Genomic DNA, 26,275 nt, shown 5'->3' on the forward strand with positions numbered 1-26,275 from the left:
AGTATAGATAGAAGGACAATTCTCCATTATATCTTCACATAGAAGCCTTATAATATAGTTCGGAAATAAGTTTTTAAATTAGGAGGTTTCTTATGAATACGGAAAATACGGATAACACAGATGTTACAGATAACAATGCAAAAGGATGTCATAACCATAATCATAGTCCCAAAAAACATATACTTCATATGATAATATGCTGCGGATTACCTATTTTAATTATATTAGCATTGCCCTTAATTGCTAGTATTAATTCGGGAGTTGCAGCAATCTTAGGGGTTATAGCCCCATTTATATGTCCTGTAATGATGGGCGGTATGATGTTTATGATGTTTAAGGGAAATAAACATGGTAAAGAAACAAATACTCAGAAGGAAATGATGCTTAGCGAAAAAGAAAGTAGAAGATTTTAATATGATATCTAAAAATGGGATTGATTCTTGCAATGAAGAAACAATCCCATTTTTATGTAATAGGATATTGCCTCTGCTAAGTATGTTCACTCAAGCGTAAGGAAAATTATAACTTCGTGAACACTTTAGGCGCGGATAATGTTCTAAGGACAATTCTTTTTATCTGTTTTTGTCTAATCTCCATTAATTCTTCAGATAATTATAGTATATTACTAAGCAAGTATATCAGTTGAGAGGAGATTTTGTTGTGGTAATAACAAAAAAGGTTAAAACATTTATATTACTTAGTATTTTCTTTATATCAGTATCATTATTTTTATATCAGGTAATTTTAACAAGAATCTATTCAGCTATATTGTCTTATCATTATGTTTTTCTTATCACATCTTTAGCAGTGTTTGGGCTAGGTATTGGTAGTATTATAGCATACTTATTAAGAAAAAATAAAAGGTATGCATTTGATGCTATTAAAACAGAAGCGTGGAAAGATAGTATAGGTATGCTATCGATCTCTTTATCATTAAGCTTTATATCCTCATTTCTATTGATTTATTTTTTATCCTTTACGAATAGTGTGATTATTTATATCTTTTTAGGTATTGCTTCTTTTATAATAGGAGGTTTTTTATATTCAATCTTATTTACTTCATTTACAGATATTAGTGGAAAGCTTTACTTTGTAGACCTGATTGGATCCGGTATAGGAAGTATGGTAATAATATTACTGTTGAATCAAACAGGAATGATACGGACAGTTTTAACGTTAAGTATTATCGTAATCATACCTGCTTTAATTTTACCATCGCTTAAGAAATTAAAGACTGCTGGTTTTATATTACTTTTCATTATGATTACAGGATTACTATTACCCGGTCAATATATTTATTCAATTGAAAAAAACTTCATGGGTATTACAAAAAATGAGCATAAAACATATGGTAACCTAAAAAGGAACGGAATGTCACCGGAAATCGTTTATACAAAGTGGAATGAGTTCTCCCGCACGGATGTGATTAAATATGATGATGAAGATTCGATGGTTGTAACCATCGATGGTTCAGCCAATGCACCTATGCATAAGTTTGATGGCAATGTGGAGAATCTGGAAAAGTATAAAAGTGAAATCAGTTATTTACCCTTTGCAATTGGGGAAAATAATAAAACACTACTGATCGGAACCGGTGGTGGTAGTGACGTTTTATATGCTCTGGCAGGTGGCAGTCAAGATATTACGGCAGTTGAAATAAATACATCCAGTATAGATGCTGTAAAAGCCTTTAGCGAATTCAATGGAAATATATATAACAGACCGGAAGTTAAAGTATTTGGTGAAGATGGTAGAAACTTTGTAAGAAAATCAAAGGAAACGTATGACTTGATATTTATGTCACTTGTTATGACCAACACAACGCAAGGAATGGGATATTCATTATCAGAAAACTATATTTATACCATGGAAGCAATGAATGATTATCTAGACAGCTTAAATAATAACGGAAAAATAGCATTTTTGGCTCATGGTATTAATGACTTTAGTAAGATTATAGCAACAGCACTTCAGACATTGAGTGAGAGAGGCATTCCTATGAATGAAATACCAAACTATATGGCGTTAATATCGAATGTCTCGGTAAGACATGGAGGAGTTGAGCTTCATTCCCCGACAGTAATCATAAAAAACAAACCATTTAGTATGGAAGAGAGTAATGAAATTAATAAACTAGCGACTGAAAATGGTATTTTAACAATATTTGTACCAAACGTATATGAGGAAGGTCCCTTCAAAAAAATAAAGCAAGGGCAAATGTCATTAAATGAATATATTGAAAGTTTTGAAATTAATGTAATTCCTGCCACGGATGATAAACCATACTTTTATAATTATTACAAAGGGGTACCAGGGATTCTATTATTCATTTTAATCATATTAATCATAGGAAGCTTTGTTATGTTTACACCATTTGTTATAAAGAATAGAGCGACCACACAAACGACGTATTTTGGACTTCTAGGTATGGGTTTTATGATGATTGAGGTACCACTTATTCAAAAATTTATTCTATATCTGGGACACCCAACCTTAGCATTTACCTTTGTTCTGGCAGGACTATTAGTTGGAAGTGGAATTGGCGGATACTTTAGTCATAAGATAATATTTAATAAATTAAAAGCCTTTTATTTACCTGCTGCTATGGTCGCATTCATTAACATAATATTACTACTGACACTTAACCTTATCTTTGAGAGTACATCAAATCTGGCTTTAATCGCAAGAGTTCTAATTGCGGTTATCTTGGTAATGATACAAGGGTTCTTTATGGGAATGCCATTCCCCAGGGGCATTAAGTTAATTGGTGAAAGCGGAAAGAAAGAAATAGTCCCTGTTATGTGGGGTGTCAATGGAATAACATCGGTGATTGGATCTGTATTATCAACTGTGCTTTCAATGTTAATCGGTTTTACAGGAGCCATGACAGTAGGTATCGTGGTTTATGTATTGGTTAGCTTTTTTAATGAAGTTAAATTTGATAACAAAACAGCTATGATTAATTCTTAAGAAAATAAAATAATAGAAGTATAGTTAGCATTTATTCGAGCTATAAATTGGATAAATATTGAAACTACAACTCCTAAACCTGGATATATATAGAATTGTTGCAAAATATGTGCAAATATGGTATAAATAGATGTTCTATGGTTTACAAAAATTTTAGTATTCAGGAGGAGTTATGAAAAAGATTCTATTATTTTTGACATTAATTGGGCTAGTTTTTACAAGCTTTGCAGGATGTGGTTCGAATAAAAAAACAGAAGAAGAATTAAGAGATGAAATCAGAGCAGAATTAGAAAAGGAATTGGAAGCAGAAGAGACGACTACCGACTCCACTGAGGATGAAAAGAAGCAAGTAGATAATCAATCCTCCAATCAAGACGTTGAAGTGAAAGAAGAAGGTACTGCTGATATCAGGAATAAAGATGCGATATATGAATTTGTGAAAGATAATATCGTAGATATTTCAAGAGATAGCTTTGACACCTGGGAAATGTATCATTTTGATATTACCGGCGACGGCAAAGAGGAAGCATTGCTAGTAAGTACTTATGGTGCTGACTGGTACAATAAAATGGAAATAATAAGTGCTGATACAGGAGTATATGAAAGAATAGATTCAGATATTATATTGGCAAAGAACGGTAATACCCCATCCTATCAGGATGGATTGTTAGTAGTTCAAAAAGATACAAGCGGATCAGGTATTCAAGAAACCTCAATGGATATTTATGAGTATAATGGTGTGTCTGTAATACATACTTTAAACATGGTAACCTATTACAGATACGCCGGCCCCGGAGCTGATATCGAGGATATAGGGGAGATAAATGGTGATTTAACTGAATTTACTTATACACTGACCCGTCATAATCTAACAGAAGGTACACAGGAGCTGTTGCAAGAAATTGATTATACCAAATATGATAGCGAGTTAGGGTTTGTTACTAATGTTATCTATGATGTCAATACTAGTGGGAACCAATTTCCAGATTTAACGGTATATCAATCTGAAACAATAAGAGGAGATAAAATTAGTTACGGAGATTATGCAGCCGTAATTGTTCCTCAATATCCTGAAGATGGTTCTAATTATAGGATGCTGGATCATATGCCTTTTGTTGATAATCCTGAGGGCTTTCCTCTTAATTTTGCAGTATTCGGTTTGTTGCAGAATACGAAAATAACATTATATCAGGGAATGGATGATACAGGAGACACAAGAGATATTGGTAATTTAGAAAATACAGTATTAGAAATACATGCTGATTTACAGACTGATATGTCATACTATCATATATCAGGTGAAGTATTTATAGGTGATGATACCTATATTCCGGTAGAATTTACTTTGGATAATATGCGTGATGCTTCTGAATATTCTGTTTATAAAGTTACTCCGGAATAAGTAGTAGATTTTACATGTATTATGAGGATTGAATAATATATATGAATAATTACCAGCAAAATAAATTAGAACTTAACAATTTCATAAAATACTAATAACAATATCCAACGTTGATAATGATAATGTATCGACGTTGGATATATATTTTTTTGTCCTTTTACATTAAACGATATATTGATAAAAAAATAGGTAATAACTATGGTTCACCAGATAAGGATTAATATATCTATGGTCATTTAAGCATACTTATAGGTAATCGTGGAAGATAGTTTTAATACTAAGGTAGACAAAAACAAGGAGAGACTTTATAATGGTAGCGGTACATGAATAAGTAAATATTTCTATCATATTTACTTATAAATGGAATAGTAGATTTAGAGTGTCGCACCTATATAGGTAAATTAGAGAATGCGCTATATAAAAACCTTAAGAATTATATTTGCTTATAAGGTGAATAGGACTCTAATCATATTAATAATAAGGACTTGGAAGGAGGAATGGGTGTTTCTGTTTGATTATGACATCTGAAGGAGTTGCCTGATAAATTATGAGATGCTAGCAGTAATTAATATGCTCTTTGATTATCTGATCGTCATAAATACGTAACACTCAGTTTGATATATGAAAAAAGGACAGATTTATGAAGGAAGAGTAGAAAGAGTTGATTTTCCGAATAAGGGAATCGTTAAGATAGAAGAAGATAAAGTTATTGTAAAAAACAGTATTCCGGGACAAAAAGTAAGTTTTGCAATCAACAAAATTCGTAGCGGAAGGGCGGAAGGCAAATTATTTGAAGTTATAGAAAAATCACCACTTGAGACAAGAGGACAGGAATGTACCAGCTTTTTTGATGGTTGTGGAGGTTGCAGCTATCAGACTATGTCCTATGATGATCAGCTTACAATGAAGAAAGACCAGGTGAAGCGATTACTTGACCAGGTATGTGAAGATTATACCTTTGAGGGTATACTGGGAAGCCCTAAGGAATGGGGCTATCGTAATAAGATGGAATTTTCCTTTGGGGATGAGTATAAGGACGGTCCCTTAGCCCTCGGACTTCATAAGAAGGGTAGCTTTCATGATATCCTTACGGTTAATCATTGTGCAATAGTGGATAAGGACTATAATAAAATCCTTACCTGTGTATTAGATTATTGTTCGGAGCAGGGGCTTGGTTACTACCGTAAGCTACGCCACGAAGGATATCTTAGACATCTTTTGGTTAGAAAGGGAGCTAAAACAGGGGAGATATTGATTAATATCGTAACCTCTTCGCAGGAACCGGAACATCAAGTAGATGTATTTGAACCCATGGTTGGGTTGCTTCAAAAACTCTCCTTAGAGGGTGAGATAGTCGGTATTCTTCATACCTATAATGACAGTCAGGCAGATGTGATTAAGAGTGACCATATGAGAATTTTATATGGAAGAGAGTATCTGTATGAGGAATTATTGGATCTGAAATTCAAGATATCCATCTTTTCTTTCTTCCAGACCAATTCCTTAGGAGCGGAAGTACTTTATACTAAGGCAAGGGATTACGTTGGAGAAACCAAAGATAAGAATATATTTGACTTATACAGCGGTACCGGAACGATTGCTCAGCTTCTGGCTCCGGTTGCAGGCAAAGTAACCGGTGTGGAGATTGTCGAGGAAGCAGTCGAAGCAGCCAGAGATAACGCTGCAATGAACGGACTGACTAACTGTGAGTTTATCTCCGGGGATGTGTTAAAGGTAATTGATGAACTAAAGGAGAATAAACCGGATATCATTGTTCTTGATCCACCACGAGAAGGAATACATCCAAAGGCGTTGGATAAAATCATCAATTTTGGAGTGGATCGAATTGTATATATCTCCTGCAAGCCTACCTCCCTTGTACGTGATCTTGAGTTACTACAGGCAAGGGGATATAAGGTGGTAAAAGCATGTGCGGTGGATATGTTTCCGCAGACGGTTCACGTTGAGACGGTTGTATTGATGTCAAGGGTTGAGAAATAAGAGTGTAATAGTGCTTGATATAAAGGGATTTCCGTGATTTTGAACTCATATTCAAGCTGGGTTCTAGGTCACGGATTTTTTATTGTAAGAACATATCCAAAATTGAAAAATCGTAGGGTTGTGTGGATAAAATTACTTTTTGCCTTGTGAGTTGACGGAATTACTGTAAAAAATGTGGCGAGTGGATAAAATTACTGTAAAAAATGTGGCGAGTGGATAAAATTACTGTAAAAATGGGGTTAAGTTGACAAAATTGCTGTAGCAAAAAAATTAGAAACAAAAATTATTTTCAACAAAAGGCGTCAAGTACTTGACGCCGAAAACGGAACATGATATACTTAGTTATGTTAAATTTGCACTATTTATTTGATGAAATGAGGCTACCCCATGATAGATTTAAGTAATTTTAAACTATGGCTTACAGAAAACAAAGATTATTCTGTAAAAACCATTAGTAATCATGTATCAAGATTTAAAAGAGCTGATAATATACTTCCTTGGTTCAATGACACGGTATATCAATTTCGTTTGGAACAATCTGAAGCCTACCAGGCACTCTCTGTTGATGTGCGTTCCCAAATTAAGAAAGCCGTGAAATTATATTTTGAGTTTGTAAATTCTCATGAGACGCTTTGTACCGAAAGACAAAGTGGCATGAAATTATTGTCTTTATTCGCCAATATAGGTGTTGCTGAGGCTTATTTAAAAGAAATAGGAATTGATGTGGTTATAGCTAATGAGCTGGTAGAAAGACGAGCAATTCTGTACTCAAAGATTTACCCAGAAACACATATGATCTGTGGTGATATTACCAACAGAGAGATTTTTGATAAAATTGTTAGGGAATCTGTCGACAGAGGTGTAAATATTATTATGGCTACACCCCCCTGTCAAGGAATGAGTACTGTAGGACAAAAGGTTGTTGATGATGAAAGAAATAGACTTGTTTGTCAAGTTATCGATGCTATAAAAGAAATTAAGCCTAAATATGCTCTAATTGAAAATGTACCTATGTTTTTTAATACTGAAATTAAGGTTGGGGATAAGAAAATTCTCATTCCTGAACTTCTCGAAAGCGAGTTGGGCAACGACTATATAATTAATGGCTCAGTTATAGATACTAAAGACTATTCTGTTCCACAATCAAGAGAACGAGCCATTGTGTTATTGACGCGCAAAGCTAAAAATAAAGAATGGATTATTCCAGAAAAAGATGAGAAAGTAATCACCATGAGAGATGCAATAGGTGATCTGCCCAAGTTAGATCCTTTTGTTACAGATGTAGACGAAAAAGAACTATTAAAAATATTCCCTCATTATTATGAACGACGCGATAGAGCATTACAGATTTCTAAATGGCATAAACCACCTCACCATATAAAGCGTCAGGTTGTAGCTATGCAACACACTCCTTCTGGAAAAACAGCTTTTGACAACCCTGTATTTTACCCGGTGAAATCTAATGGAGAAGCCGTTAAAGGTTTTCGCAACACATATAAACGTCAAAATTGGGATACACCGGCATATACAGTGACTATGGATAATAGGAAAATTTCTTCTCAAGACAATGTTCACCCTGGAAGAGAGGAATACATTGATGAAAATGGGGATGTTATATATTCTGACGCAAGAGCATTAACATTGTATGAACTCATGAAAATCATGAGCATCCCAAGTGATTGGCCAGTACCAGAAAATACTTCAGAAGCTTTTTTAAGAAGGATAATTGGAGAGGGAATACCTCCTTTATTTGTAAAAAAGGTCTTTGAGAAATTAATATAGGAGGTTATTATGGAAAAATTAAGAGGTCTTTCTCTTTTTTCAAATGTAGGTGTCGCTGAAGCCTATTTTGAGGAATTAGGGATAGATATTCGCATAGCAAATGAGATAGATGTAGATAGAGCAAAATTTTATCAGGATGTCTATAAAAACACAAATATGATTTGTGGTGATATAACAGTTGATTCCATTAGGGATAAAATCGTCAAATTATCTATAGATCAAAACGTAAATTTCATTATTGCTACCCCGCCGTGCCAGGGAATGAGTGAAGCGGGGTTAAGGCTAGAATACGATTCAAGAAATCAACTTATATCGTATGCCATTGATGTAATAAAAAGGATAAAGCCCAAATTTGTATTATTAGAAAATGTTCCAAAGCAGCTTACAACAAAAATTAAATATGGAGATAAGATTGTTTTAATCCCTGAATACATAAAGTCAGAATTAGGACAAGAGTACAATTTTAACAAGGAAACACTTGTGATGGCAAAAGATTATGGTGTTCCTCAATTAAGGGAACGTAACATATTCCTCTTAGTACGAAAAGATCAGCCATATGTTTGGGAATTCCCTGATAAACAAAAGGAAATAACTTTAAAAGAAGCGATTGGAGATTTACCTTCTCTTGATCCTTTCTTGAGGGAAGGATTAAATGAAACACACTGTAGATTTCCTCAGTATGAAGAAAAAAAAGAAGCCGCTCTTGCCGTATCGAAATGGCATTATCCGCCAACTCATTCTTGGAAACAGGTTGAATGGATGATGCACACACCAACTGGTAAATCGGCTATTTATAACGAAAAGTTCTATCCGCAGAAGGCTGATGGAGTACCTGTAAAAGCACATCATAATCACTATAGACGTTTAAAGTGGGATATGCCATGTAGAACAATAACACAAAACAATGGTGTTATTTCCTCATTAGCTTGCGTTCACCCAGGCAGACCGTACGAGAATGTTTCTGGCGAGATTCTGTACTCTGATGCTCGAGTGTTGACAATATACGAATTGCTAATTGTAATGTCACTACCCGTTAACTGGGCAATACCAGAATGGGCAAAAGATACTTTTATACGCAAGTGTATTGGTGAAGGTATCCCTTCTCGACTTGTTCGAGAAATCATGAATGCCTTACTTGTACAATTATAAGGAGGATATACAATATGGGGAAAATAGTAATGCCTAAAAATAGTGCCTTGTTGAACGAAATAGAATCCGTTCTACAAATATATTATGAGGCAGACGGATGGTTAAGCAATGATATCTATAAAGAAAGATTAAAAGCAATGATAGGAGATGACCAGTACTCTTCTTCCTATACAAAAAAAGCACAAATTACATCCTATTTTGGGTTTACCGAATGGGAAAACATCAATAACCCTCAATCTATGAGAAGAATCACAGGTTCGGGTAAGGAAATGTACATTGCTATTAAATCAGAGGATACGGGCAAAGTGCAGTCGGTTTTAATGAATGCACTTGAAACTGTAAAATTCGGTAGAAATAATTTCGGTTGTCCTGAAAGCGATTCTGATGTAGAGCCACCTGCACTTTTTATCAGAGCGAGTATGGATCTGGGATATCTGACTTACAAAGAATTTGCTTATCTGTTGTGGAAACTAGAAGATATAGGTGGAAACTACACAGATTCGTTATCAGAATTAAGGCAATTTAGGAGTAGCGGCAACCTTACACTTGGTGAAGAGGCAACTAAATATGTAGATTGTAAGCCAATCATGATTTTGGTACGATGGGGATTTTTGGCTGAGGATGATGATACAACGGGTGGTAAACATATAATTGTTGCACCTGAAGTTCTTGAAAAGTATCGTTCTCGTTTGTGTAATCTAAAAATTTATAATATTGATATGGATTGTGATGAGCCACTTATAGACGATGATAGGGAAAATGTCAACTATGATAAGGTTGATAGAACTCCTGGGGGAACTAATATACTTCTATATGGTGTTCCTGGTTCTGGAAAGAGTTGGACTATTGAGCATGAGTATTGCAATGAAGATAGCATTGTTGATCGTTTGGTTTTCCATCCGGATTATACAAATTCAGATTTCGTTGGACAGATTCTGCCTGTGGTAGATGAAGATAAACAAGTTACATACGAATTTACACCTGGACCATTTACTACGATTCTTTCTAATGCATATCACAATCCGATGAGCAAATACATCCTTATAATTGAGGAAATTAACCGTGGTAATGCACCCGCAATTTTTGGAGAGGTATTTCAACTACTTGATCGAAAAGTTGAGATGCAGGATGGCGATGATGGTTTTCTGGTAGGAACGAGTGAGTACGGTATTACCCATAAATATATGGCAGAATTTATTTATGGAAATCCGGCACATAAGGTTCGTATCCCTTCCAACCTTTCTATAATTGGCACAATGAATACATCTGACCAGAATGTATTCACACTTGATACTGCTTTCCAACGTAGATGGCAGATGAGACTTATTGAAAATAACTTTGACAATGTACGTCCATCGCTGGCCGATGCAGAAATTTTAGATACTGATGTTACTTGGAAACGCTTCTGTGAAACTGTAAATAATATTATCGTTGGAAATAAAGCCAAGATGGCATCTGCTGAGGATAAGCGGCTTGGTGTATATTTCGTGCATGAAAATGATCTTACATTTGACTCAAGAGCACTCCCTTCTGAAGGTCATGCTACTCTTCTGGTTGAGTATAATTCGTTACTTGGTTCTGAACGATTAGGCACAATCACAGCTGAGCAGAAATCTCGTTTGAAGGAAATTCGAGAGGCAGTTATGCACAATCGTTTATTCCCTGAAAAGGTAATCAAGTATTTGTGGGACGATGCCTTCAAGTTTAATCCAGAGGCTCTTTTTGATACGGATGGTATGGACAACCTTGAAAAAGTTATCCGCACGTTTATTTATTCAACGGGACATGATCGTTTCAAAATATTCAAACAGACTGTCCGTGATACTCTCTATACTGCACAGCAATAGTAATTTTGAAAACAAGTAAAGAGAGGCGGTGATTACCCATGGACTTACAAAAGAATATTAGAGACCGTTGCCATGTCAATACAAATGATGATGGTGATAGTTTTGTTGGTGTTAAAGCGGACACAGATGATGCCATTATTTATTTTCCTATAGGATATCAGCTACCAGCAAACGATGATGATCTCCGTGTCGACATTAATAACTTACTTGGAGTTTTGGCTGCGTTTATGAAAGAAGACCGTGTAATTGAAGTTTCAAAGTTTGAGGCACCAAGAACAGTGGACTTTCCAATGCACGCATACCTTAAGGTAATAAGGAGCTTTCTGAGAATGGGGCGCTACTATATTGAAACAGACCCTCAGTTTCGGACAGATACCAAAGGCAAAACATCCTGGCCACGTACTGTAAGAGAGCAGAGGGCTTTAGTTCAGAAAAATGGCTCCTTGGTTTTTACGAACATGACAGTTCGCTCTGTAACCCCAAATGCAAATAAGCAGATTACTCAGATACACCGTTTCTGTGTGTATGAGGCTTTTGAGAAGATGGGGTGGTTGTATGTTCCTTTTATGCCTGACAAGCCAGGTCCCCACCCGGGTATAAAAGAGTCAATTTATATTCTTGATAAAAAGCTTGTAGCAACAAATGATGATGTTGAACAAGAGTTGTTTAATGCTATGCGTGATATGCTCGTTTACATTGATGAAAGAAGTTCTGATAAGCAATACTTCTTTGGCACAGATTTCTTTGAAAATGTATGGGAACGCATGATAGATAAAGCATTTGGTGTTGAGGATAAAGAGCAGTACTTTCCTCGTACTCGTTGGCTTTTGGATTATGGTAGGGATAAAGAGAAAAGACCTCTTCAACCGGATACAATAATGATTTATGGGGATAGGTGCTATGTGCTTGATGCAAAATTGTATCGGTATGGTTGGGACCCAAAGCCTGAACACCTACCAAATAGTGCGGATATCAATAAGCAAATTACATACGGAGAGTATATTGAACAAACAAGATGCCTGCCCAATGAGAAACTATATAATGCTTTCATAATGCCTTATAATAAGGAAAACAACCTGTTCATGTTGAATAGCAACTTCGGCAATATAGGAGAAGCCGTTAGTGATTGGAAACCGAATGTAAAGAATTATGAACGTATTCAAGGTATCGTAGTTGATACTCGTTATCTCATGTATAATTACATTGGTACTTCAGACCAACAGAAAAAAGAAATGGCTGGGTGCATTGAAAAGGTCTTGACCAGAGGACCTGTCCCAGCATCATCAATATAAAAATGAAACAAGGCGCTACCTTAATTGGTAGAGCCTTGTTTTTTTGTCTTATTTATCAAGCTTTCGATTACGGAATCGTTGTGCTGCTGCGGCGCGAGAACATTGAACACAACAGTACTCCTTATTTGTGCGCGTTGCTTCAACCAAAAAGAACTTGTCACGTTTGCAGTTTGGATTTTTGCATTCTTTATAAATTTCTACTCCTGGTTTCATATAAAAAATTGAAAAATAAAGGGCTTGGAGTAGATTGCTCACTTGCCATGTTGGTGCAAGTTTATCAGCTTCATATTTTGGATGAATGCCTGCAATGTTATGGTTGATTTCTTCAGAAATAACAATACGCGCAATTTTAAGAAGGGCGGTTTTCATTTCATCTGTGAAATTGTCTCTTGTTGGAGCTACAAAATATGTAATTTTTTTAAAATGGATTTCCTTAAAAATTCCTACCTCTACTTGGTAATGATAAAAGAAATCTATGATTGTTCGAAGATTCTCATCTTCGCACGATAAACCGGTGTACATAGCAAACAGATGTTTAAACCACACACTTTTACTTCCGACAAGGTCAGTATCAGCACCGCTGCGGACAGCATTAAAAAATTCTATTTCAATAGGGTTATTGCAACCTGTCATGGTATCTGGAACGGAGAATTTCCCACTATTAAAGACTTCTTGGTTTCTGTTTAAATCCACGAATAGATTATAGTTTTCTATCAATTCCGTGAATCTGTGCCTGCAAGTTGAATACTCCACTTCTGACAGATTTAATGTAATTTGTGGCTTATAAAGTAGATATGCGGTGTAGATCAAAATGCGTTTATAGTCTTTCTGACCTGCGATTGCATTCATAAGGTATAAAGTAGCCTTGATTCTGTTCACTATTTCAATTAATACATCGGCATCTATAGATTCATACTCATTACTTTGTATAGGTAGTAAAAATCCATATGTCTCAAAAAATTCTATATGCTTATCTATATCCCCATCTGGAATAGCCAGTAACTTGCCAAGAATGTTTTTCTCTATAACACCGCCAGCAACACCGGTAAGATTTAATCCCGCTCTAGGAGCATAAGAAAAAAGCAGAGGCTTATCCAACTCACAATACAATTTCAGTGTGGTCTTAGGAGGAATTCCTGGGGCCATATTTTCTATATCTTTTTCGCAATGGCAGGTATAGCCATCACACTCAAACATATTATTCAAAAAAATTTCCGATATTTTTCCTGCCATAAGCCGGTTCTCCTACCTTTTCTTCAATTATAATCACTCAAAAAATTACATAACCCATTACTTTCTGTTTTGATTCTCATAAAAACTATTCATTAATGACCATATTATTCCTTATTATACACTGAAATAATATGTTTTTCAATATGAAACCATTATTCATTGCAGGAAATGAATGGGTATTTATCTGGAATTTTATTACTATTAAATATTTCGTACAATAAAGATACTACCGAGATACATCGATAGAAAATAAATCTCAATGTCCGAGATGCGCATTAGGACGGCGGGATGCATAAGAGTTCAGAACACAGTGATAAAGACTGTGTTTGGAATGAAGATGCACCCACCGTGATTTCGTGCGCCCATTTTAAGGACAAGCGGAGTCTGTGGTCATCTTCACCGCAGGCTCTTTTTGTATTCCGCCGCCCAATGCCGGGACGGAAAGGAATACTTAATGAAGATTCGAGTTTTGTACGAAGAAAACATCAAAAACGGCCACAAGTTCTACACCACAATTGATATTCCGGATGATGATTACAGTATCATGCTGGATATCGACTATGAGCAACGTCTTGCAGAGGCAAAGCCAGAAAAGAAGGCAGAAGTAAAGCGTTGTGAGACTGTACAGGAAATGTTAGACCTTATGAACAGTAAGGAATACAACAACTGGCGCAGATTTCATAGGCATCTTGGTAAACCAGATACCCCTTATCGTAAAGATGATGAGGCTGAAGATGAAACGGATGTAATGGATACCATCGCTGATGATTCACAGGAGGTTGAGCGTAATCGCCTCTACGAGTATGAAGATATTTGCCAATGGATACATAAGGCACTTGGTAAAAAGAAAGATTGGGCGGATATGTTCATCGCAGTACGCATTGATGGCATACCAATCCGTGAATATGCTCGCTCTATCGATGCTGACGAAAATAACATCAGCCAAAAGTTAAAGCGTTCAGAGAAAAAACTTAAAGAATTTTTTGAAAATCATCAGATTTGACCTTCTCCTGTGGCTACCAGGTAGGAGGTCAAGGCCTCCAAAAAATTATAAGGAGGTAATTCTAATGGAATTACAAATTTACAGAAATGCAGAGTTTGGCTCTGTACGTACTACAACTATTGGTGGGCAGCCGTATTTTGTCGGTAAGGATGTGACGGATATCCTCGGGTACCAAAACGGTAGTCGAGATATAAACCGCCATGTTGATGAAGAGGACAGGCAGAAAGCAATGTTTTTCGATGGAACGCAGGATAAGGAAACTATCATTATAAACGAATCCGGTCTTTACAGTCTTATCCTCTCAAGCAAAATGCCAAATGCTAAAAAGTTCAAGCGTTGGGTTACAAATGAGGTACTCCCCGCTATTCGCAAGCATGGTATCTATGCAACAGACGATTTACTTGCAAATCCCGACCTTGCTATTGCCGCCTTTACTGCTCTTAAAGAAGAACGTGAAAGAAATAAAGCTCTTACGGCAGCAGTTGCAGTACAACAGCAGCAGATTGCTGAGATGAAACCGAAAGCCACCTATTATGATGTGGTTCTAAAATGTAAGGATGCTGTAAACATCTCTGTTATTGCCAAGGACTATGGCTGGAGCGGCATTCGCATGAATGAGTATCTCCATGACAAGGGCATTCAATTTAAGCAAAGTGATACCTGGCTTTTATATCAGAAACACGCAGACAAAGGTTATACAAGAACCAATACCCATGTTTATGAGGACAGTAATGGTTTTGAACATACCAAGGTTCACACAAAGTGGACGCAAAAAGGCAGGCTCTTTATCTATGAACAGCTAAAGGCTGACGGTATCTATCCGCAGATTGAGCTGGAGGTGTGATATGGGAATTGATATGAAAAACTCTGAAGGCTACATGGACTTAGTGCCATATCAAGCACTTACCAATATTGAAAGAAAGGATAAGGCGGTATCAAAACCCGCCTTCCGTCCTTTGGTTTATATATGCGCACCATTTAATGGGGCTGTTAAGGAAAATGTATTAAAGGCTACTCAGTTTGCAGGATTTGCTTTTAATTGTGGATGTATCCCACTGACCCCACACCTTCTATTTCCGTTCATGGATGACAGCAACGAGAAAGAGCGTGACCTCGCTATTTTCATGGATATCATCCTTATGGGTAAATGCCAGGAAGTGTGGGTGCTTGGTGATGTTATTTCAAGGGGGATGAGTATTGAAATTGAAAAGGCAAGAAAACGCAGACAGCTGGTCAGATATTTCAATAGAAATTTTGAGGAGGTAGATGCTCTATGAAGATAGCATACGGCAACAGCCGAATGGATAAAAGGTGGAAGAACAGTGATATCAGTTGGGAGGATTTCTGCTCCCGTGTTAAGACCACACAGCGTACCACTGAAACCGTGGAAGAATACCGAAAGATGAAAAAGGGTGGGCAGGATTCAATCAAAGATGTCGGCGGTTTTGTCGGTGGTCACTTAAAAGACGGCAGACGGAAAAAAGGCAACGTGCTGTCACGCTCCATGCTAACCCTTGATATGGACTATGGCACAAGCGGTATATGGGGTGAACTCTGCACATTCTTTCCATATCAGTGCTGTATTTATTCTACCCATAAGCATACCCCAGAAAATCCAAGGCTTAGGCTGATCATTCCCCTATCCCGCGATGTGGGAGAGGAAGAATATGCTGCAGTCAGCCGTATGGTCGCAAAGGAGGTAGGCATTGACCTTTTTGATGACACTACCTATGAACCGGAAAGACTGATGTATTGGCCATCTACATCAAGAAACGGTGAGTTTATATATGAAGAAAAAGACGGCTCACTCCTTGACCCGGAAGTGTTTCTTAATAAATATGATGATTGGCATGACACAAGTACCTGGCCTGTATCCTCAAGGCAATCAGAGGTAATAGAACGTTCATTAAAAGAACAAGCTGACCCGCTTTCCAAGGAAGGTGTGGTCGGCACTTTCTGCCGTACCTATTCAGTAACAGATGCGATTGAAAAGTTTCTGGAGGATGTATATGAACCTTCAGCAATGACAGGCAGATATGATTATATGCCGGCTGACTCAAGTGCAGGTGTCATTATCTATGATGATAAGTTTGCTTATTCCCACCACGCGACAGATCCAGCAAGCGGGAGACTTCTTAATGCTTTTGATCTTGTCCGTATTCATAAGTTTGGCAATTTGGATGACAGAGCATCGGAGGCTACATCTCCGAGTAAGCTGCCATCCTATGTTGCTATGTGTGAATTTGCTATTAAGGACGATGAAGTAAAGGCTCAGTTTGCCAAAGAGCGTATGGATCAGGCAACGGCTGAATTTACTGAGGACACTTGGCAGACGGCACTTGAACTTGATAAACAAGGTAAGATTAAGGACACCCTCGACAACATCGTCCTTATTATCCGAAATGACCCGGAGCTTCAGTCCCTTGCCTTTAACAAACATCGTGACGGTATTGATGCAAGAAACGGTCTACCTTGGAGCCAGATGAAGGAAGGGTGGAATGACTCGGACAATGCCGCCCTAAAAGTGTATATATCTAATAAATATGGGGTCTACTCCCCAACTAAGACGAAAGATGCGATTCTTGCTGTGGCAGCAGAGCGAGCCTATCATCCTATAAAAGAATACCTCGATAACCTTTCGGATTGGGATGGTATTGACAGAGTTGAAACTCTGCTTGTTGATTATTTCGGAGCAACGGACAATTCCTATACAAAAGCCGTTACAAGAAAGACAATGGTTGCTGCGGTAGCACGCATTTATCATCCAGGCACAAAGTTTGATAGTGTACTTATCCTTAATGGTCCACAGGGAATCGGCAAATCAACCTTCTTTGCGAAACTTGCAGGAGATTGGTTTTCTGATAGCTTGACCCTAACGGATATGAAGGATAAAGCCGGTCCCGAAAAACTGCAGGGATATTGGATGCTGGAACTTGGGGAACTTGCCGGAATGCGTAAGACCGATGTGGAAGTTGTGAAATCCTTTATATCAAGGTGTGATGACAAATACCGTGCCAGCTACGGTGTCAATGTAGAAAGCCATCCCCGTCAGTGTGTAATTGTAGGTTCTACCAATGCAGAGAGTGGATTTCTTCGAGATATTACGGGCAACAGACGGTTCTGGCCAGTTCGTATCAGTGGTAACGGTAAGAAGAAAGCCTGGCAGATGTCTGTTTATGATGTTGAGCAGATATGGGCAGAAACACTGGTGCTTTATGAGAAGGGCGAAAAACTCTACCTTGAAGGTGATGATGTGCATTTAGCTACCAGTGAGCAGGATGATGCCATGGAAAGTGATGAGCGTGAAGGGCTGGTCCGTACTTATCTCGATACGCTTTTGCCGGAGGATTGGGATACCATGTCAGCTTACGAGCGTAGAAACTTCCTAAACGGTAGTGAATTTGGTGGAGAATCTCATGTTGGTACGGTAGAACGTACCCTTGTTTGTAATATGGAAATCTGGTGCGAATGCTTCGGTAAAGAGGCGGCAGCCATGAAACCTGCAGACTCTTATGCCATCGCAGGCATTATGAAGAAGATCGGTGATTGGAACAAGTACACCGGGAACAAGAACGGAACAAGCAATTTTCCGATTTACGGCAAGCAACGTTGTTACGAGCGAAAAAGGTAAAGGTAGTTCCTTGTTCTTTAGTTGTTTCCTATAGTTGTTTTCTTAAAACCGTAGCAAATATCGATACTTCGGCTTAATGGGAATAACAGGAACAAGACTTTTACTACTTAGTAATAAATAAAAAAGTAATAGTAGAAATGTTGTGTGTGCGCGCATATAGGAAAAATCGTTCAAAGTTGTGCCTGTTGTTCCCCAATAAGAAATGGAGGACATTATGCAAGAAAAATATATAGAGCAAAAATTGATAGCAGCAGTTAAAAACATGGGAGGCATTGCCCCGAAGTTTGTAAGTCCAGGATTTAATGGTATGCCAGACCGCCTTGTGCTACTTCCTATGGGTAGAATCGCATTTATTGAATTAAAAGCACCGGGCAAAATGATGCGTCCTCTGCAAGTAAGGCGAAAAAGACAACTGGAAGCGTTAGGTTTTTCAGTTTACTGCATTGATAGCGTAGAGCAGATTGATGAAGTGTTACGAACGATGGGAGGTGATGCCGAATGAAGTTCATACCACATGATTATCAGCAGTATACAATTGATTTTATCGAGAGCAAGCCAATATCTGCAATATTCCTTGATATGGGCTTAGGTTAGGAAAAACGGCAATCACTCTTACTGCATTGTTTGACCTATGTCTTGATAAATTTGAAATAAGAAAGGTTCTTGTGATTGCGCCATTAAGAGTTGCATCTCAAACATGGCCTGCGGAAATAAAAAAGTGGAATCACCTCAAAGGCTTATCTTACTCTGTGGCTGTAGGAACGGAAAAAGATAGAATCAATGCCCTTTTGAAAAGAGCCACCATTTATATCATTAATCGTGAAAATGTAGACTGGCTTGTCAACAAAAGCGGTATTCCCTTTGACTTCGATATGGTTGTCATCGATGAGTTATCTTCTTTTAAGTCCTATGGTGCAAAGCGATTTAAAAGCCTTCTGAAAGTAAGACCATCTGTAAGAAGAATTGTAGGTTTGACGGGAACACCTTCAAGTAACGGACTTATGGATTTATGGGCAGAGTTTCGTGTCCTTGATTTAGGTCAAAGACTTGGAAGGTACATAACCCACTACCGTAGCGCCTACTTTGTACCAGATAAGCGAAATGCTGAGATTATCTTTTCATATAAGCCACTACCGGGTGCTGAAGAAAAGATATACAGCCAAATATCTGATATTACGATATCCATGAAGTCTGATGATTATCTTAAAATGCCTGAATGCGTCATAAATGAAGTACCTGTTTATCTCAGTGAAAAAGAATGGAGCATTTATTCGGATTTCCGAGATGAGATGGTTGCAAATTTAGGTAACGAGGAAATCGATGCAGTAAATGCTGCAGTGCTTTCCGGCAAACTCCTGCAGATGGCCAACGGTGCCGTCTATGATGATAAAAACAAGGCGCATTTGATTCATGACAGAAAGCTTGATGCACTGGAGGACTTGATTGAAGGAGCAAACGGAAAACCGGTGCTTGTTGCCTACTGGTATAAGCATGACCTGGAGCGAATCCAGAAGAGATTTCCCGTTAGGCAGATAAAGACATCGAAGGATATTGAAGATTGGAATAACGGCAGTATCCCTATCGCTGTTATTCACCCGGCAAGTGCAGGACACGGTCTCAATCTTCAAAGTGGCGGTTCTACCCTTATATGGTTTGGACTTACCTGGTCTTTAGAGTTGTATCAGCAAACCAATGCCCGCCTTTATAGGCAAGGTCAAAATGAAACGGTTGTGATTCACCACATTATTGCCAAAGACACCATAGATGAAGATGTTATGGCCGCACTTACAAGAAAAGAAAAAACACAAGCCTCTTTAATTGAAGCTGTAAAAGCAAAATTGGAGGTGTTGCGATGACCGACCCTTATGAGCAACTTGCAAATGCTATTATCCTGCAAGCTGTCAAGGATTATAGGGATGCACTAAAGAAACTGAAAAAACGTCGCCGCTATGATTCTGCGAAGGACATGATATCCGAGGTGGAGAGGTTCTTCCATTCTGATTGGTATAGAGAACTTACCTCTGTTGATGGGAATTTCCTAATCAAAAATTTAAGATTGGAGGTAAGTAAAGGATGAAAGTAAAGGAATATTTACACCAAGCATATCGGCTTGATAAAAGAATACAATCTGACATTGAGGAAATGGAGTGCCTTAGAGAAATGGCAACAAGTGTATCATCACCAAGCTGGGATGAGAAGGTGCAAACTTCACGAAGTACAGATGCAAAGTTTGTAAGATGTTTAGAGCGGATTATAGATTTAGAAAGTAAAATAAATGCTGAGGTGGATAACCTTGTAGCACTCAAAGAGCAGATAAGGTGTGTTATAAACGAGGTTGCAGACACGGATGAACGCATGGTCTTACGCTATCGGTATGTGCATAACTTCACCTGGGAGCAAATCGGTGATGAACTCAATGCCGATAGAACAACAGTTTATAGGTGGCACAATGCAGCACTTAACCATGTAACTCTTCCTGAAAATCCTATTAAAATATAGTTTGCACATTCTGCAACACTTTGCAACAAGATACCACTATTGCATCTATGTTATTATATAATCAGCAAAATAGATTCCAAGCCTTGTGGGTTCGCCCTGCAGGGCTTTTTCTATGCCCAAAAGCGAGGTGAAATGATGCCCTATAAACCAAAGCGTCCTTGTGCTTATCCCGGCTGCGGTCGGCTTGCTGAACGTGAGCAATACTGTGCCGAGCATCAAAAGGCAATGGACAAACATTACAACCAGTATGAACGTGACCCTTTCTCCAATAAAAGATACGGTCGTGCTTGGAAACGCATTCGTGACCGCTACATCAAATCGCATCCTCTTTGTGAGGAGTGCGAGAAACAAGGCAGTCTCACTCCAGCCGAAGAGGTACACCACATCCTCCCCTTATCCAAAGGCGGAGGTAATGAGAAGAGTAATCTCATGGCTCTTTGTAAATCCTGTCACTCTCGAATCACTGTCGAAAGCGGTGACCGGTGGGGGCGGTAAAATCTCTAAAACTTTTTAAAGCGGACAGCGGCGTGGGGCTTCGTGTGAAAAAATGCGGTTTCAAACGAGGGAATAGCCTGGGCCCTGCAAAGTGAGGTGATTATATGGCAAAAGACGGTACAAATCGAGGTGGCGCTCGTGTTGGTGCAGGTGCAAAAAAGAAACCACTGGCTGACAAAATCGCCGAAGGCAATCCGGGAGGCAGGAAACTGACCGTGATGGAATTTAATGATACTGCAGACCTTAAAGGCCTTGAGATGCCCGAGCCAAATAAAATGCTTGAAGCTATACAAAAAGATGGCAAGGCTCTGGTTGCAGGTGAAATATACAGAAATACATGGCAGTGGTTAAATGAACGTGGGTGTGCCGTTCTCGTCTCGCCACAGCTATTGGAGCGATATGCCATGAGCGTGGCACGTTGGATTCAATGTGAGGAAGCGGTAACTGAATATGGCTTTTTAGCAAAACACCCAACTACGGGTAATGCCATTCAAAGTCCTTATGTGGCGATGGGTCAAAATTACATGAACCAAACAAACCGGTTGTGGATGGAGATATTCCAGATCGTCAAAGAAAACTGCACCGGTGAATATAGCGGCACTAATCCACAGGACGATGTAATGGAGCGTCTGCTCACAGCAAGGCGAGGAAAATAAATAAGATAGGAGAAAAATATGATTACTTATAAAACAGCAGAAAGTGTTTGTGCTGGGCATCCGGATAAGCTTTGTGACCTCATTGCTGATAATATTCTGGATGCTTGTATGCGTAAAGATAAAGCTTCTCGTGTGGCCTGTGAGGTCATGGCTACTAAAGGAAAAATTATCGTGGCGGGCGAAATCACCTGCAGCGGTAAAGTGGATATCCGTTTCATCGCAAAAAATGTACTTCGAGAGGTCGGATATAATCCCTGGAAGTTCACAGTATTTGTGTTCGTACATCAGCAAAGTGCTGATATTGCAGCGGGTGTAGATACTGCACTTGAAGTGCGAAATGGTATTACTGACCCGTATGGTTCAATAGGAGCCGGTGATCAAGGTACGGTTTACGGTTATGCAACAAACGAAACCAATAAGAACCTTCCCCTCCCAGTTGTGCTTTCTCATCGTATCGTAAAGCGTATTGATGATTGCCGTAAAGGAAAACTCATTAAAGGAATTCTACCGGATGGCAAAGCGCAGGTTACTGTGGAATATGAGGACGGTAAGCCAAGACGTGTAAAAACGATTGTAGTTTCAGTCCAGCATGATAAAGACAAAACCCAGGAAGAACTGAGTTCGGATATCCGAAATAATGTACTTTGGCAGTGCTTTGAAGATTTTCCATTTGATAATGGTACCGAAATTCTTATTAACCCCTCCGGAAGATTTGTCGAGGGTGGTCCTGCTGCCGACACAGGATTGACTGGCAGAAAAATCATGGTCGATACCTATGGTGGCCTTGCATCCCACGGCGGAGGTGCCCTTTGTGGCAAGGACCCGACTAAGGTTGACCGAAGTGGTGCCTACATGGCACGGTATATTGCGAAGAATATTGTTTGGAGCGGTCTTGCAGAAAAATGTGAGGTCGCTCTTTCTTATGCCATAGGAAAGGCAAACCCTGTGGCTGTTGATGTGACTTCCTTTGGTACAGGTAAGATCACAGATGATCAGCTTTCTAATATTGTGCAGGAAGTGTTTAACCTCAGACCTGCTGCAATCATTGAAAAACTACACTTAAGAAATGCCGTCTATTCCGATACAGCGGTTTACGGACATTTTAACTCCAGTCTGTTCCCCTGGGAGAATGTCAATATGTACACAAATTTGAGAAAGGCGGCTGAATTATATGCAGATAGAAAAATTGAAAACTGAGCTATTGATTCCAGCCGACTATAATCCTCGTAAAGACTTGAAACCAGGTGACCCGGAATACGAAAAGCTAAAACGCTCCATCGAACAATTCGGTTATGTTGAACCCGTTATATGGAATAAAACCACATCTCATGTTGTCGGTGGACATCAGCGTTTGAAGGTGCTACTTGATATGGGTATCACTGAAGTTGAGTGTGTGGTTATCGAGATGAACGAGGAAAAAGAAAAGGCACTCAATATCGCCCTTAATAAAATAAGCGGTGACTGGGATAAAGACAAATTGATGCTTTTAATTGCTGACCTGCAAGGAGCCGACTTTGATGTTTCCCTTACCGGATTTGAGCCTGCTGAACTGGATGCGTTGTTTAAGGATTCGCTTAAGGATGGCATTCATGAAGATGACTTCGATGTAGATGCAGAACTGCAAAAGCCTGCAGTCACCAAGCAAGGTGATGTTTGGAGGCTCGGACAGCACAGGCTTGTTTGCGGTGATTCCACTAAGACTGACACTTTCAATCTTCTAATGGATGGCAAACTTGCAAACCTTGTTGTAACCGACCCTCCGTACAACGTCAACTATGAAGGATCAGCGGGCAAAATCAAAAACGATAACTTGGGCAATGAAGCGTTCTATACATTCCTGCTCTCAGCTTTTCAAAACACTGAAGTAGCAATGGCGAAGGATGCTTCTATTTATGTATTTCATGCGGATACTGAAGGTTTGAATTTCAGAAAGGCATTCTCAGATGCTGGTTTCTATCTTTCCGGTACTTGCATATGGAAAAAGCAGTCGCTTGTTCTTGGCCGCTCCCCTTATCAATGGCAGCATGAGCCTGTTCTTTTTGGTTGGAAGAAGTCCGGCAAGCACAACTGGTATGCCGATAGAAAGCAGACCACTATATGGGAATTTGAAAAGCCAAAGAAAAATGCTGACCATCCGACAATGAAACCGGTAGCATTGGTAGCGTATCCAATTTTAAATAGCAGTTTGTCTAATTGTATTGTACTCGATCCATTCGGCGGAAGTGGTTCTACCCTTATCGCTTGTGAGCAAACGGACAGGATATGCTATACCATCGAACTGGATGAAAAATACTGCGACGTCATTGTGAAGAGATATATTGAGCAAGTCGGAAACCCCGATGGTGTATTTCTTTTGAGAGATGGATCTGAAATCAGATATAGTGATCTGCCGGAGGTGAGTGCAGATGAGGCCTAAACTAACCCTCGGCTCGCTTTTCGATGGCAGTGGCGGTTTTCCCTTGGGCGGTTTGCTTTGTGGCATCGAGCCGTTATGGGCATCCGAAATTGAGCCGTTTCCTTTACGGGTTACAACAAAAAGGCTGCCTTTTATGAAACACTACGGTGATGTCTCTTGCCTGGATGGCAGCAATATAGAACCGGTTGATATAATTACATTTGGCTCACCTTGTCAGGATATGTCTGTGGCGGGTAAGCGTGATGGCTTGGACGGAGAGCGTTCAAGTCTTTTTTATGATGCCATTCGAATTGTAAAAGAAATGAGGTGTGCAACAGATGGTAAATATCCAAGATACATCGTCTGGGAAAACGTGCCGGGTGCTTTCTCCTCAAACAAAGGAGAGGACTTCAGATGTGTCCTTGAAAGCATCTGTCACATCAAAGATGAAACCTTATCAGTTCCTAAAGCTGATAAATGGAGGCAAGCAGGAAATGTCATGGGAGATGATTTCTCCATTGCCTGGCGAGTACTTGACGCTCAATACTGGGGAGTTCCCCAACGAAGAAAACGCATCTTCCTTGTCGCAGATTTTGCAGGTGGGAGTGCCGGAGAAATACTATTTAAGTCAGAAGGCTTGTCTGGGTATTCTAAGGAGAGCTTCCGCTCGTGGCAAGGAACTGCCGGTTGTTTTGAAAACGGCATTAGAGAAACAGGCACAAGCAGTGTGATCTTAAATGACCAAGGTGGCAATCGGATGGATATCACGGAAGATGTCACTTGCACTCTTCGAGCTGAGGCTCATCACCCACCTTGTGTTGTGGATGCGGCGGTATTTGATAATCACGGAAGAGATACTCGCTTTACGGGACCGATTGATGTGGCACCAACAATATCTGCTACTTATGGAACAGGCGGTAATAATCAGCCTTTTGTGGTAGGTGATACACCTAAAACTCTTAAAATCCGATGTGGCTGTGAGGGCGGTGGCAAAGGTGCTCTTATCCAGAATAATAAATCGGCAACACTATCCTGCAATAATGACCAGACGTTATTTGTCCCGAAAGCTTATGGTATCTGCTCTAAGGACAGCAATGCCATGAAATCATCCAATCCCAGCAGCGGAGTATATGAGGCCGATACTTCACGAACCATTGATGGAAATGGAGGAAATCCTTCCTGCAATCAAGGTGGTATTGCTATTGTAGAAAGTTATGCTCTGCAAGGCTCCATGATTGGAAGAAAAGATAAGAACGGCCCACAGGGTGACGGGGTTAATGAAAATATAAGTTTTACATTAAATACTGTAGATAAGCACGCTGTTGTTTTCGCTATTGATAGAGAATCTTTCAACTGTGGTCAAAATTATGCCAGAAATCTTGGGATTACAGAAGACGGAATATCATCGACACTAAATGCACAAGGGCCAAGTGCTGTGGCAACTCCTACCTACTCTTCAAGCAAGGCATCATTTTTTACTGCCGCTGAAGAAGAACTAGCAAATACGCTAGTTGCTACTGACTACAAAGACCCTCCGCTTATTAATGATACAGACGGCACCCTATACACGGTCAGAAGATTAACTCCGACCGAATGTGCAAGACTTCAAGGTTTCCCGGATTGGTGGTGCAGTAATCTTGCAACAGAAAATCCAACAATGGATGACTTACGCACTTGGTATAACATATTTGAAACTCACCGTAAGGTTACGGGAAGTTCAACTAAGCCAAAAACCTTAAAGCAGATATCTAAGTGGCTTAAAGACCCACATTCTGATTCTGCAGAATATAAGATGTGGGGCAATGGAGTGGCACTTCCGTGTGTATATTTTGTTTTATCGGGCATTGTGTTTTCCATACAAGATACCGCCGAATAAAAGAACGTTATTCTCTACATAAAATGCTCGAAATTACTTGCTAT

Annotated in this window: 22 protein-coding genes and 1 pseudogene; 21 read left to right on the plus strand and 2 right to left on the minus strand. The window is 39.0% G+C overall.

The window, feature by feature from the left end:
• The first annotated feature begins 92 nt into the window (after positions 1-92).
• From I5677_RS02885 to I5677_RS02920, 8 genes are all read left to right on the plus strand, one after another.
• Complete coding sequence (locus I5677_RS02885; protein WP_243456473.1) at positions 93-413, plus strand: hypothetical protein; 321 nt, start codon at positions 93-95, stop codon at positions 411-413.
• 247 nt (positions 414-660) lie between these two features.
• Positions 661-2,970 (plus strand): spermidine synthase, encoded by a 2,310-nt coding sequence (locus I5677_RS17390; protein WP_197660067.1) that lies wholly within the window; start codon positions 661-663, stop codon positions 2,968-2,970.
• A 172-nt stretch (positions 2,971-3,142) separates the two neighbouring features.
• Entirely contained in the window at positions 3,143-4,372 is a 1,230-nt protein-coding gene (locus tag I5677_RS02895) for a hypothetical protein (RefSeq protein WP_197660068.1), read from the plus strand.
• A gap of 621 nt (positions 4,373-4,993) precedes the next feature.
• Positions 4,994-6,373: a 23S rRNA (uracil(1939)-C(5))-methyltransferase RlmD gene (gene rlmD / locus I5677_RS02900; protein WP_197660069.1), complete on the plus strand. Its 1,380-nt coding sequence runs from the start codon at positions 4,994-4,996 to the stop codon at positions 6,371-6,373.
• A gap of 387 nt (positions 6,374-6,760) precedes the next feature.
• Positions 6,761-8,155, plus strand: coding sequence for a DNA cytosine methyltransferase (locus I5677_RS02905; protein ID WP_197660070.1), 1,395 nt, complete (start codon positions 6,761-6,763; stop codon positions 8,153-8,155).
• 9 nt (positions 8,156-8,164) lie between these two features.
• Positions 8,165-9,304 (plus strand): DNA cytosine methyltransferase, encoded by a 1,140-nt coding sequence (locus tag I5677_RS02910; RefSeq protein WP_197660071.1) that lies wholly within the window; start codon positions 8,165-8,167, stop codon positions 9,302-9,304.
• Positions 9,305-9,318: 14 nt separating this feature from the next.
• Positions 9,319-11,151, plus strand: a complete 1,833-nt coding sequence (locus I5677_RS02915) for an AAA family ATPase (protein ID WP_197660072.1) — start codon at positions 9,319-9,321, stop codon at positions 11,149-11,151.
• A gap of 38 nt (positions 11,152-11,189) precedes the next feature.
• Complete coding sequence (locus I5677_RS02920) at positions 11,190-12,443, plus strand: LlaJI family restriction endonuclease (RefSeq protein ID WP_197660073.1); 1,254 nt, start codon at positions 11,190-11,192, stop codon at positions 12,441-12,443.
• A gap of 48 nt (positions 12,444-12,491) precedes the next feature.
• Here the strand turns inward: I5677_RS02920 and I5677_RS02925 are convergent, their stop codons facing one another.
• The gene (locus I5677_RS02925; protein ID WP_197660074.1) at positions 12,492-13,676 is read right to left on the minus strand and encodes a hypothetical protein; all 1,185 of its coding nucleotides are present in this window, start codon (positions 13,674-13,676) and stop codon (positions 12,492-12,494) included.
• Between the two features lie 454 nt (positions 13,677-14,130).
• Here I5677_RS02925 and I5677_RS02930 point away from each other — a divergent pair, with 454 nt between their 5' ends.
• From I5677_RS02930 to I5677_RS02965, 8 genes and pseudogenes are all read left to right on the plus strand, one after another.
• The gene (locus I5677_RS02930) at positions 14,131-14,679 is read left to right on the plus strand and encodes a sigma-70 family RNA polymerase sigma factor (protein WP_197660075.1); all 549 of its coding nucleotides are present in this window, start codon (positions 14,131-14,133) and stop codon (positions 14,677-14,679) included.
• A gap of 64 nt (positions 14,680-14,743) precedes the next feature.
• The gene (locus tag I5677_RS02935; protein WP_197660076.1) at positions 14,744-15,523 is read left to right on the plus strand and encodes a phage antirepressor KilAC domain-containing protein; all 780 of its coding nucleotides are present in this window, start codon (positions 14,744-14,746) and stop codon (positions 15,521-15,523) included.
• A 1-nt stretch (position 15,524) separates the two neighbouring features.
• On the plus strand, positions 15,525-15,956 hold the full coding sequence (locus I5677_RS02940) for a DUF7768 domain-containing protein (protein WP_197660077.1): 432 nt from the start codon (positions 15,525-15,527) through the stop codon (positions 15,954-15,956).
• Entirely contained in the window at positions 15,953-18,310 is a 2,358-nt protein-coding gene (locus I5677_RS02945; protein ID WP_197660078.1) for a virulence-associated E family protein, read from the plus strand. Before I5677_RS02940 ends, I5677_RS02945 begins: the two co-directional genes overlap by 4 nt.
• A gap of 214 nt (positions 18,311-18,524) precedes the next feature.
• Entirely contained in the window at positions 18,525-18,812 is a 288-nt protein-coding gene (locus I5677_RS02950; protein WP_197660079.1) for a VRR-NUC domain-containing protein, read from the plus strand.
• Positions 18,809-20,166 (plus strand): annotated as a pseudogene (locus tag I5677_RS02955) (SNF2-related protein). Before I5677_RS02950 ends, I5677_RS02955 begins: the two are co-directional and overlap by 4 nt.
• Positions 20,163-20,387 carry a hypothetical protein gene (locus I5677_RS02960; protein ID WP_197660080.1) on the plus strand — a complete coding sequence of 75 codons (225 nt, stop codon included), beginning with the start codon at positions 20,163-20,165 and terminating at the stop codon, positions 20,385-20,387. Before I5677_RS02955 ends, I5677_RS02960 begins: the two are co-directional and overlap by 4 nt.
• On the plus strand, positions 20,384-20,809 hold the full coding sequence (locus tag I5677_RS02965; RefSeq protein ID WP_197660081.1) for a DUF1492 domain-containing protein: 426 nt from the start codon (positions 20,384-20,386) through the stop codon (positions 20,807-20,809). Before I5677_RS02960 ends, I5677_RS02965 begins: the two co-directional genes overlap by 4 nt.
• A 45-nt stretch (positions 20,810-20,854) precedes the next feature.
• Here I5677_RS02965 and I5677_RS17560 read toward each other — a convergent pair whose 3' ends face one another.
• Positions 20,855-21,190 carry a hypothetical protein gene (locus tag I5677_RS17560; RefSeq protein WP_330617807.1) on the minus strand — a complete coding sequence of 112 codons (336 nt, stop codon included), beginning with the start codon at positions 21,188-21,190 and terminating at the stop codon, positions 20,855-20,857.
• Positions 21,191-21,193: 3 nt separating this feature from the next.
• On the opposite strand from I5677_RS17560, the gene I5677_RS17565 reads away from it, so the two are divergent.
• The 5 genes from I5677_RS17565 to I5677_RS02990 all read left to right on the plus strand — a co-directional run bounded on the left by I5677_RS17565 (position 21,194) and on the right by I5677_RS02990 (position 26,231).
• Complete coding sequence (locus I5677_RS17565; RefSeq protein WP_330617805.1) at positions 21,194-21,304, plus strand: HNH endonuclease signature motif containing protein; 111 nt, start codon at positions 21,194-21,196, stop codon at positions 21,302-21,304.
• 104 nt (positions 21,305-21,408) lie between these two features.
• A complete protein-coding gene (locus I5677_RS02975) occupies positions 21,409-21,960 on the plus strand; it encodes a P27 family phage terminase small subunit (RefSeq protein WP_197660083.1) in 552 nt (183 codons plus the stop codon).
• A gap of 18 nt (positions 21,961-21,978) precedes the next feature.
• Positions 21,979-23,157 (plus strand): methionine adenosyltransferase, encoded by a 1,179-nt coding sequence (gene metK, locus I5677_RS02980; RefSeq protein ID WP_197660084.1) that lies wholly within the window; start codon positions 21,979-21,981, stop codon positions 23,155-23,157.
• A complete protein-coding gene (locus I5677_RS02985; RefSeq protein WP_197660085.1) occupies positions 23,132-24,376 on the plus strand; it encodes a site-specific DNA-methyltransferase in 1,245 nt (414 codons plus the stop codon). The genes metK and I5677_RS02985 overlap by 26 nt, the downstream gene beginning before the upstream one ends.
• Positions 24,366-26,231 carry a DNA cytosine methyltransferase gene (locus I5677_RS02990; RefSeq protein WP_197660086.1) on the plus strand — a complete coding sequence of 622 codons (1,866 nt, stop codon included), beginning with the start codon at positions 24,366-24,368 and terminating at the stop codon, positions 26,229-26,231. The genes I5677_RS02985 and I5677_RS02990 overlap by 11 nt, the downstream gene beginning before the upstream one ends.
• Positions 26,232-26,275: the final 44 nt, after the last annotated feature.

This window comes from Mobilitalea sibirica (assembly GCF_015999265.1).
In the GTDB taxonomy this organism is placed as follows: Bacteria; Bacillota; Clostridia; order Lachnospirales; family Lachnospiraceae; genus Mobilitalea; species Mobilitalea sibirica.

What these genes read in the sequence shown, in the direction of transcription:
- I5677_RS02885 (WP_243456473.1), top strand. Translation starts at nt 93, where the DNA reads ATGAATACGGAAAATACGGATAACACAGATGTTACAGATAACAATGCA.
- I5677_RS02895 (WP_197660068.1), top strand. Translation starts at nt 3,143, where the DNA reads ATGAAAAAGATTCTATTATTTTTGACATTAATTGGGCTAGTTTTTACA.
- rlmD (WP_197660069.1), top strand. Translation starts at nt 4,994, where the DNA reads ATGAAAAAAGGACAGATTTATGAAGGAAGAGTAGAAAGAGTTGATTTT.
- I5677_RS02905 (WP_197660070.1), top strand. Translation starts at nt 6,761, where the DNA reads ATGATAGATTTAAGTAATTTTAAACTATGGCTTACAGAAAACAAAGAT.
- I5677_RS02910 (WP_197660071.1), top strand. Translation starts at nt 8,165, where the DNA reads ATGGAAAAATTAAGAGGTCTTTCTCTTTTTTCAAATGTAGGTGTCGCT.
- I5677_RS02915 (WP_197660072.1), top strand. Translation starts at nt 9,319, where the DNA reads ATGGGGAAAATAGTAATGCCTAAAAATAGTGCCTTGTTGAACGAAATA.
- I5677_RS02920 (WP_197660073.1), top strand. Translation starts at nt 11,190, where the DNA reads ATGGACTTACAAAAGAATATTAGAGACCGTTGCCATGTCAATACAAAT.
- I5677_RS02925 (WP_197660074.1), bottom strand. Translation starts at nt 13,676, where the DNA reads ATGGCAGGAAAAATATCGGAAATTTTTTTGAATAATATGTTTGAGTGT.
- I5677_RS02930 (WP_197660075.1), top strand. Translation starts at nt 14,131, where the DNA reads ATGAAGATTCGAGTTTTGTACGAAGAAAACATCAAAAACGGCCACAAG.
- I5677_RS02935 (WP_197660076.1), top strand. Translation starts at nt 14,744, where the DNA reads ATGGAATTACAAATTTACAGAAATGCAGAGTTTGGCTCTGTACGTACT.
- I5677_RS02940 (WP_197660077.1), top strand. Translation starts at nt 15,525, where the DNA reads ATGGGAATTGATATGAAAAACTCTGAAGGCTACATGGACTTAGTGCCA.
- I5677_RS02945 (WP_197660078.1), top strand. Translation starts at nt 15,953, where the DNA reads ATGAAGATAGCATACGGCAACAGCCGAATGGATAAAAGGTGGAAGAAC.
- I5677_RS02950 (WP_197660079.1), top strand. Translation starts at nt 18,525, where the DNA reads ATGCAAGAAAAATATATAGAGCAAAAATTGATAGCAGCAGTTAAAAAC.
- I5677_RS02960 (WP_197660080.1), top strand. Translation starts at nt 20,163, where the DNA reads ATGACCGACCCTTATGAGCAACTTGCAAATGCTATTATCCTGCAAGCT.
- I5677_RS02965 (WP_197660081.1), top strand. Translation starts at nt 20,384, where the DNA reads ATGAAAGTAAAGGAATATTTACACCAAGCATATCGGCTTGATAAAAGA.
- I5677_RS02975 (WP_197660083.1), top strand. Translation starts at nt 21,409, where the DNA reads ATGGCAAAAGACGGTACAAATCGAGGTGGCGCTCGTGTTGGTGCAGGT.
- metK (WP_197660084.1), top strand. Translation starts at nt 21,979, where the DNA reads ATGATTACTTATAAAACAGCAGAAAGTGTTTGTGCTGGGCATCCGGAT.
- I5677_RS02985 (WP_197660085.1), top strand. Translation starts at nt 23,132, where the DNA reads ATGCAGATAGAAAAATTGAAAACTGAGCTATTGATTCCAGCCGACTAT.
- I5677_RS02990 (WP_197660086.1), top strand. Translation starts at nt 24,366, where the DNA reads ATGAGGCCTAAACTAACCCTCGGCTCGCTTTTCGATGGCAGTGGCGGT.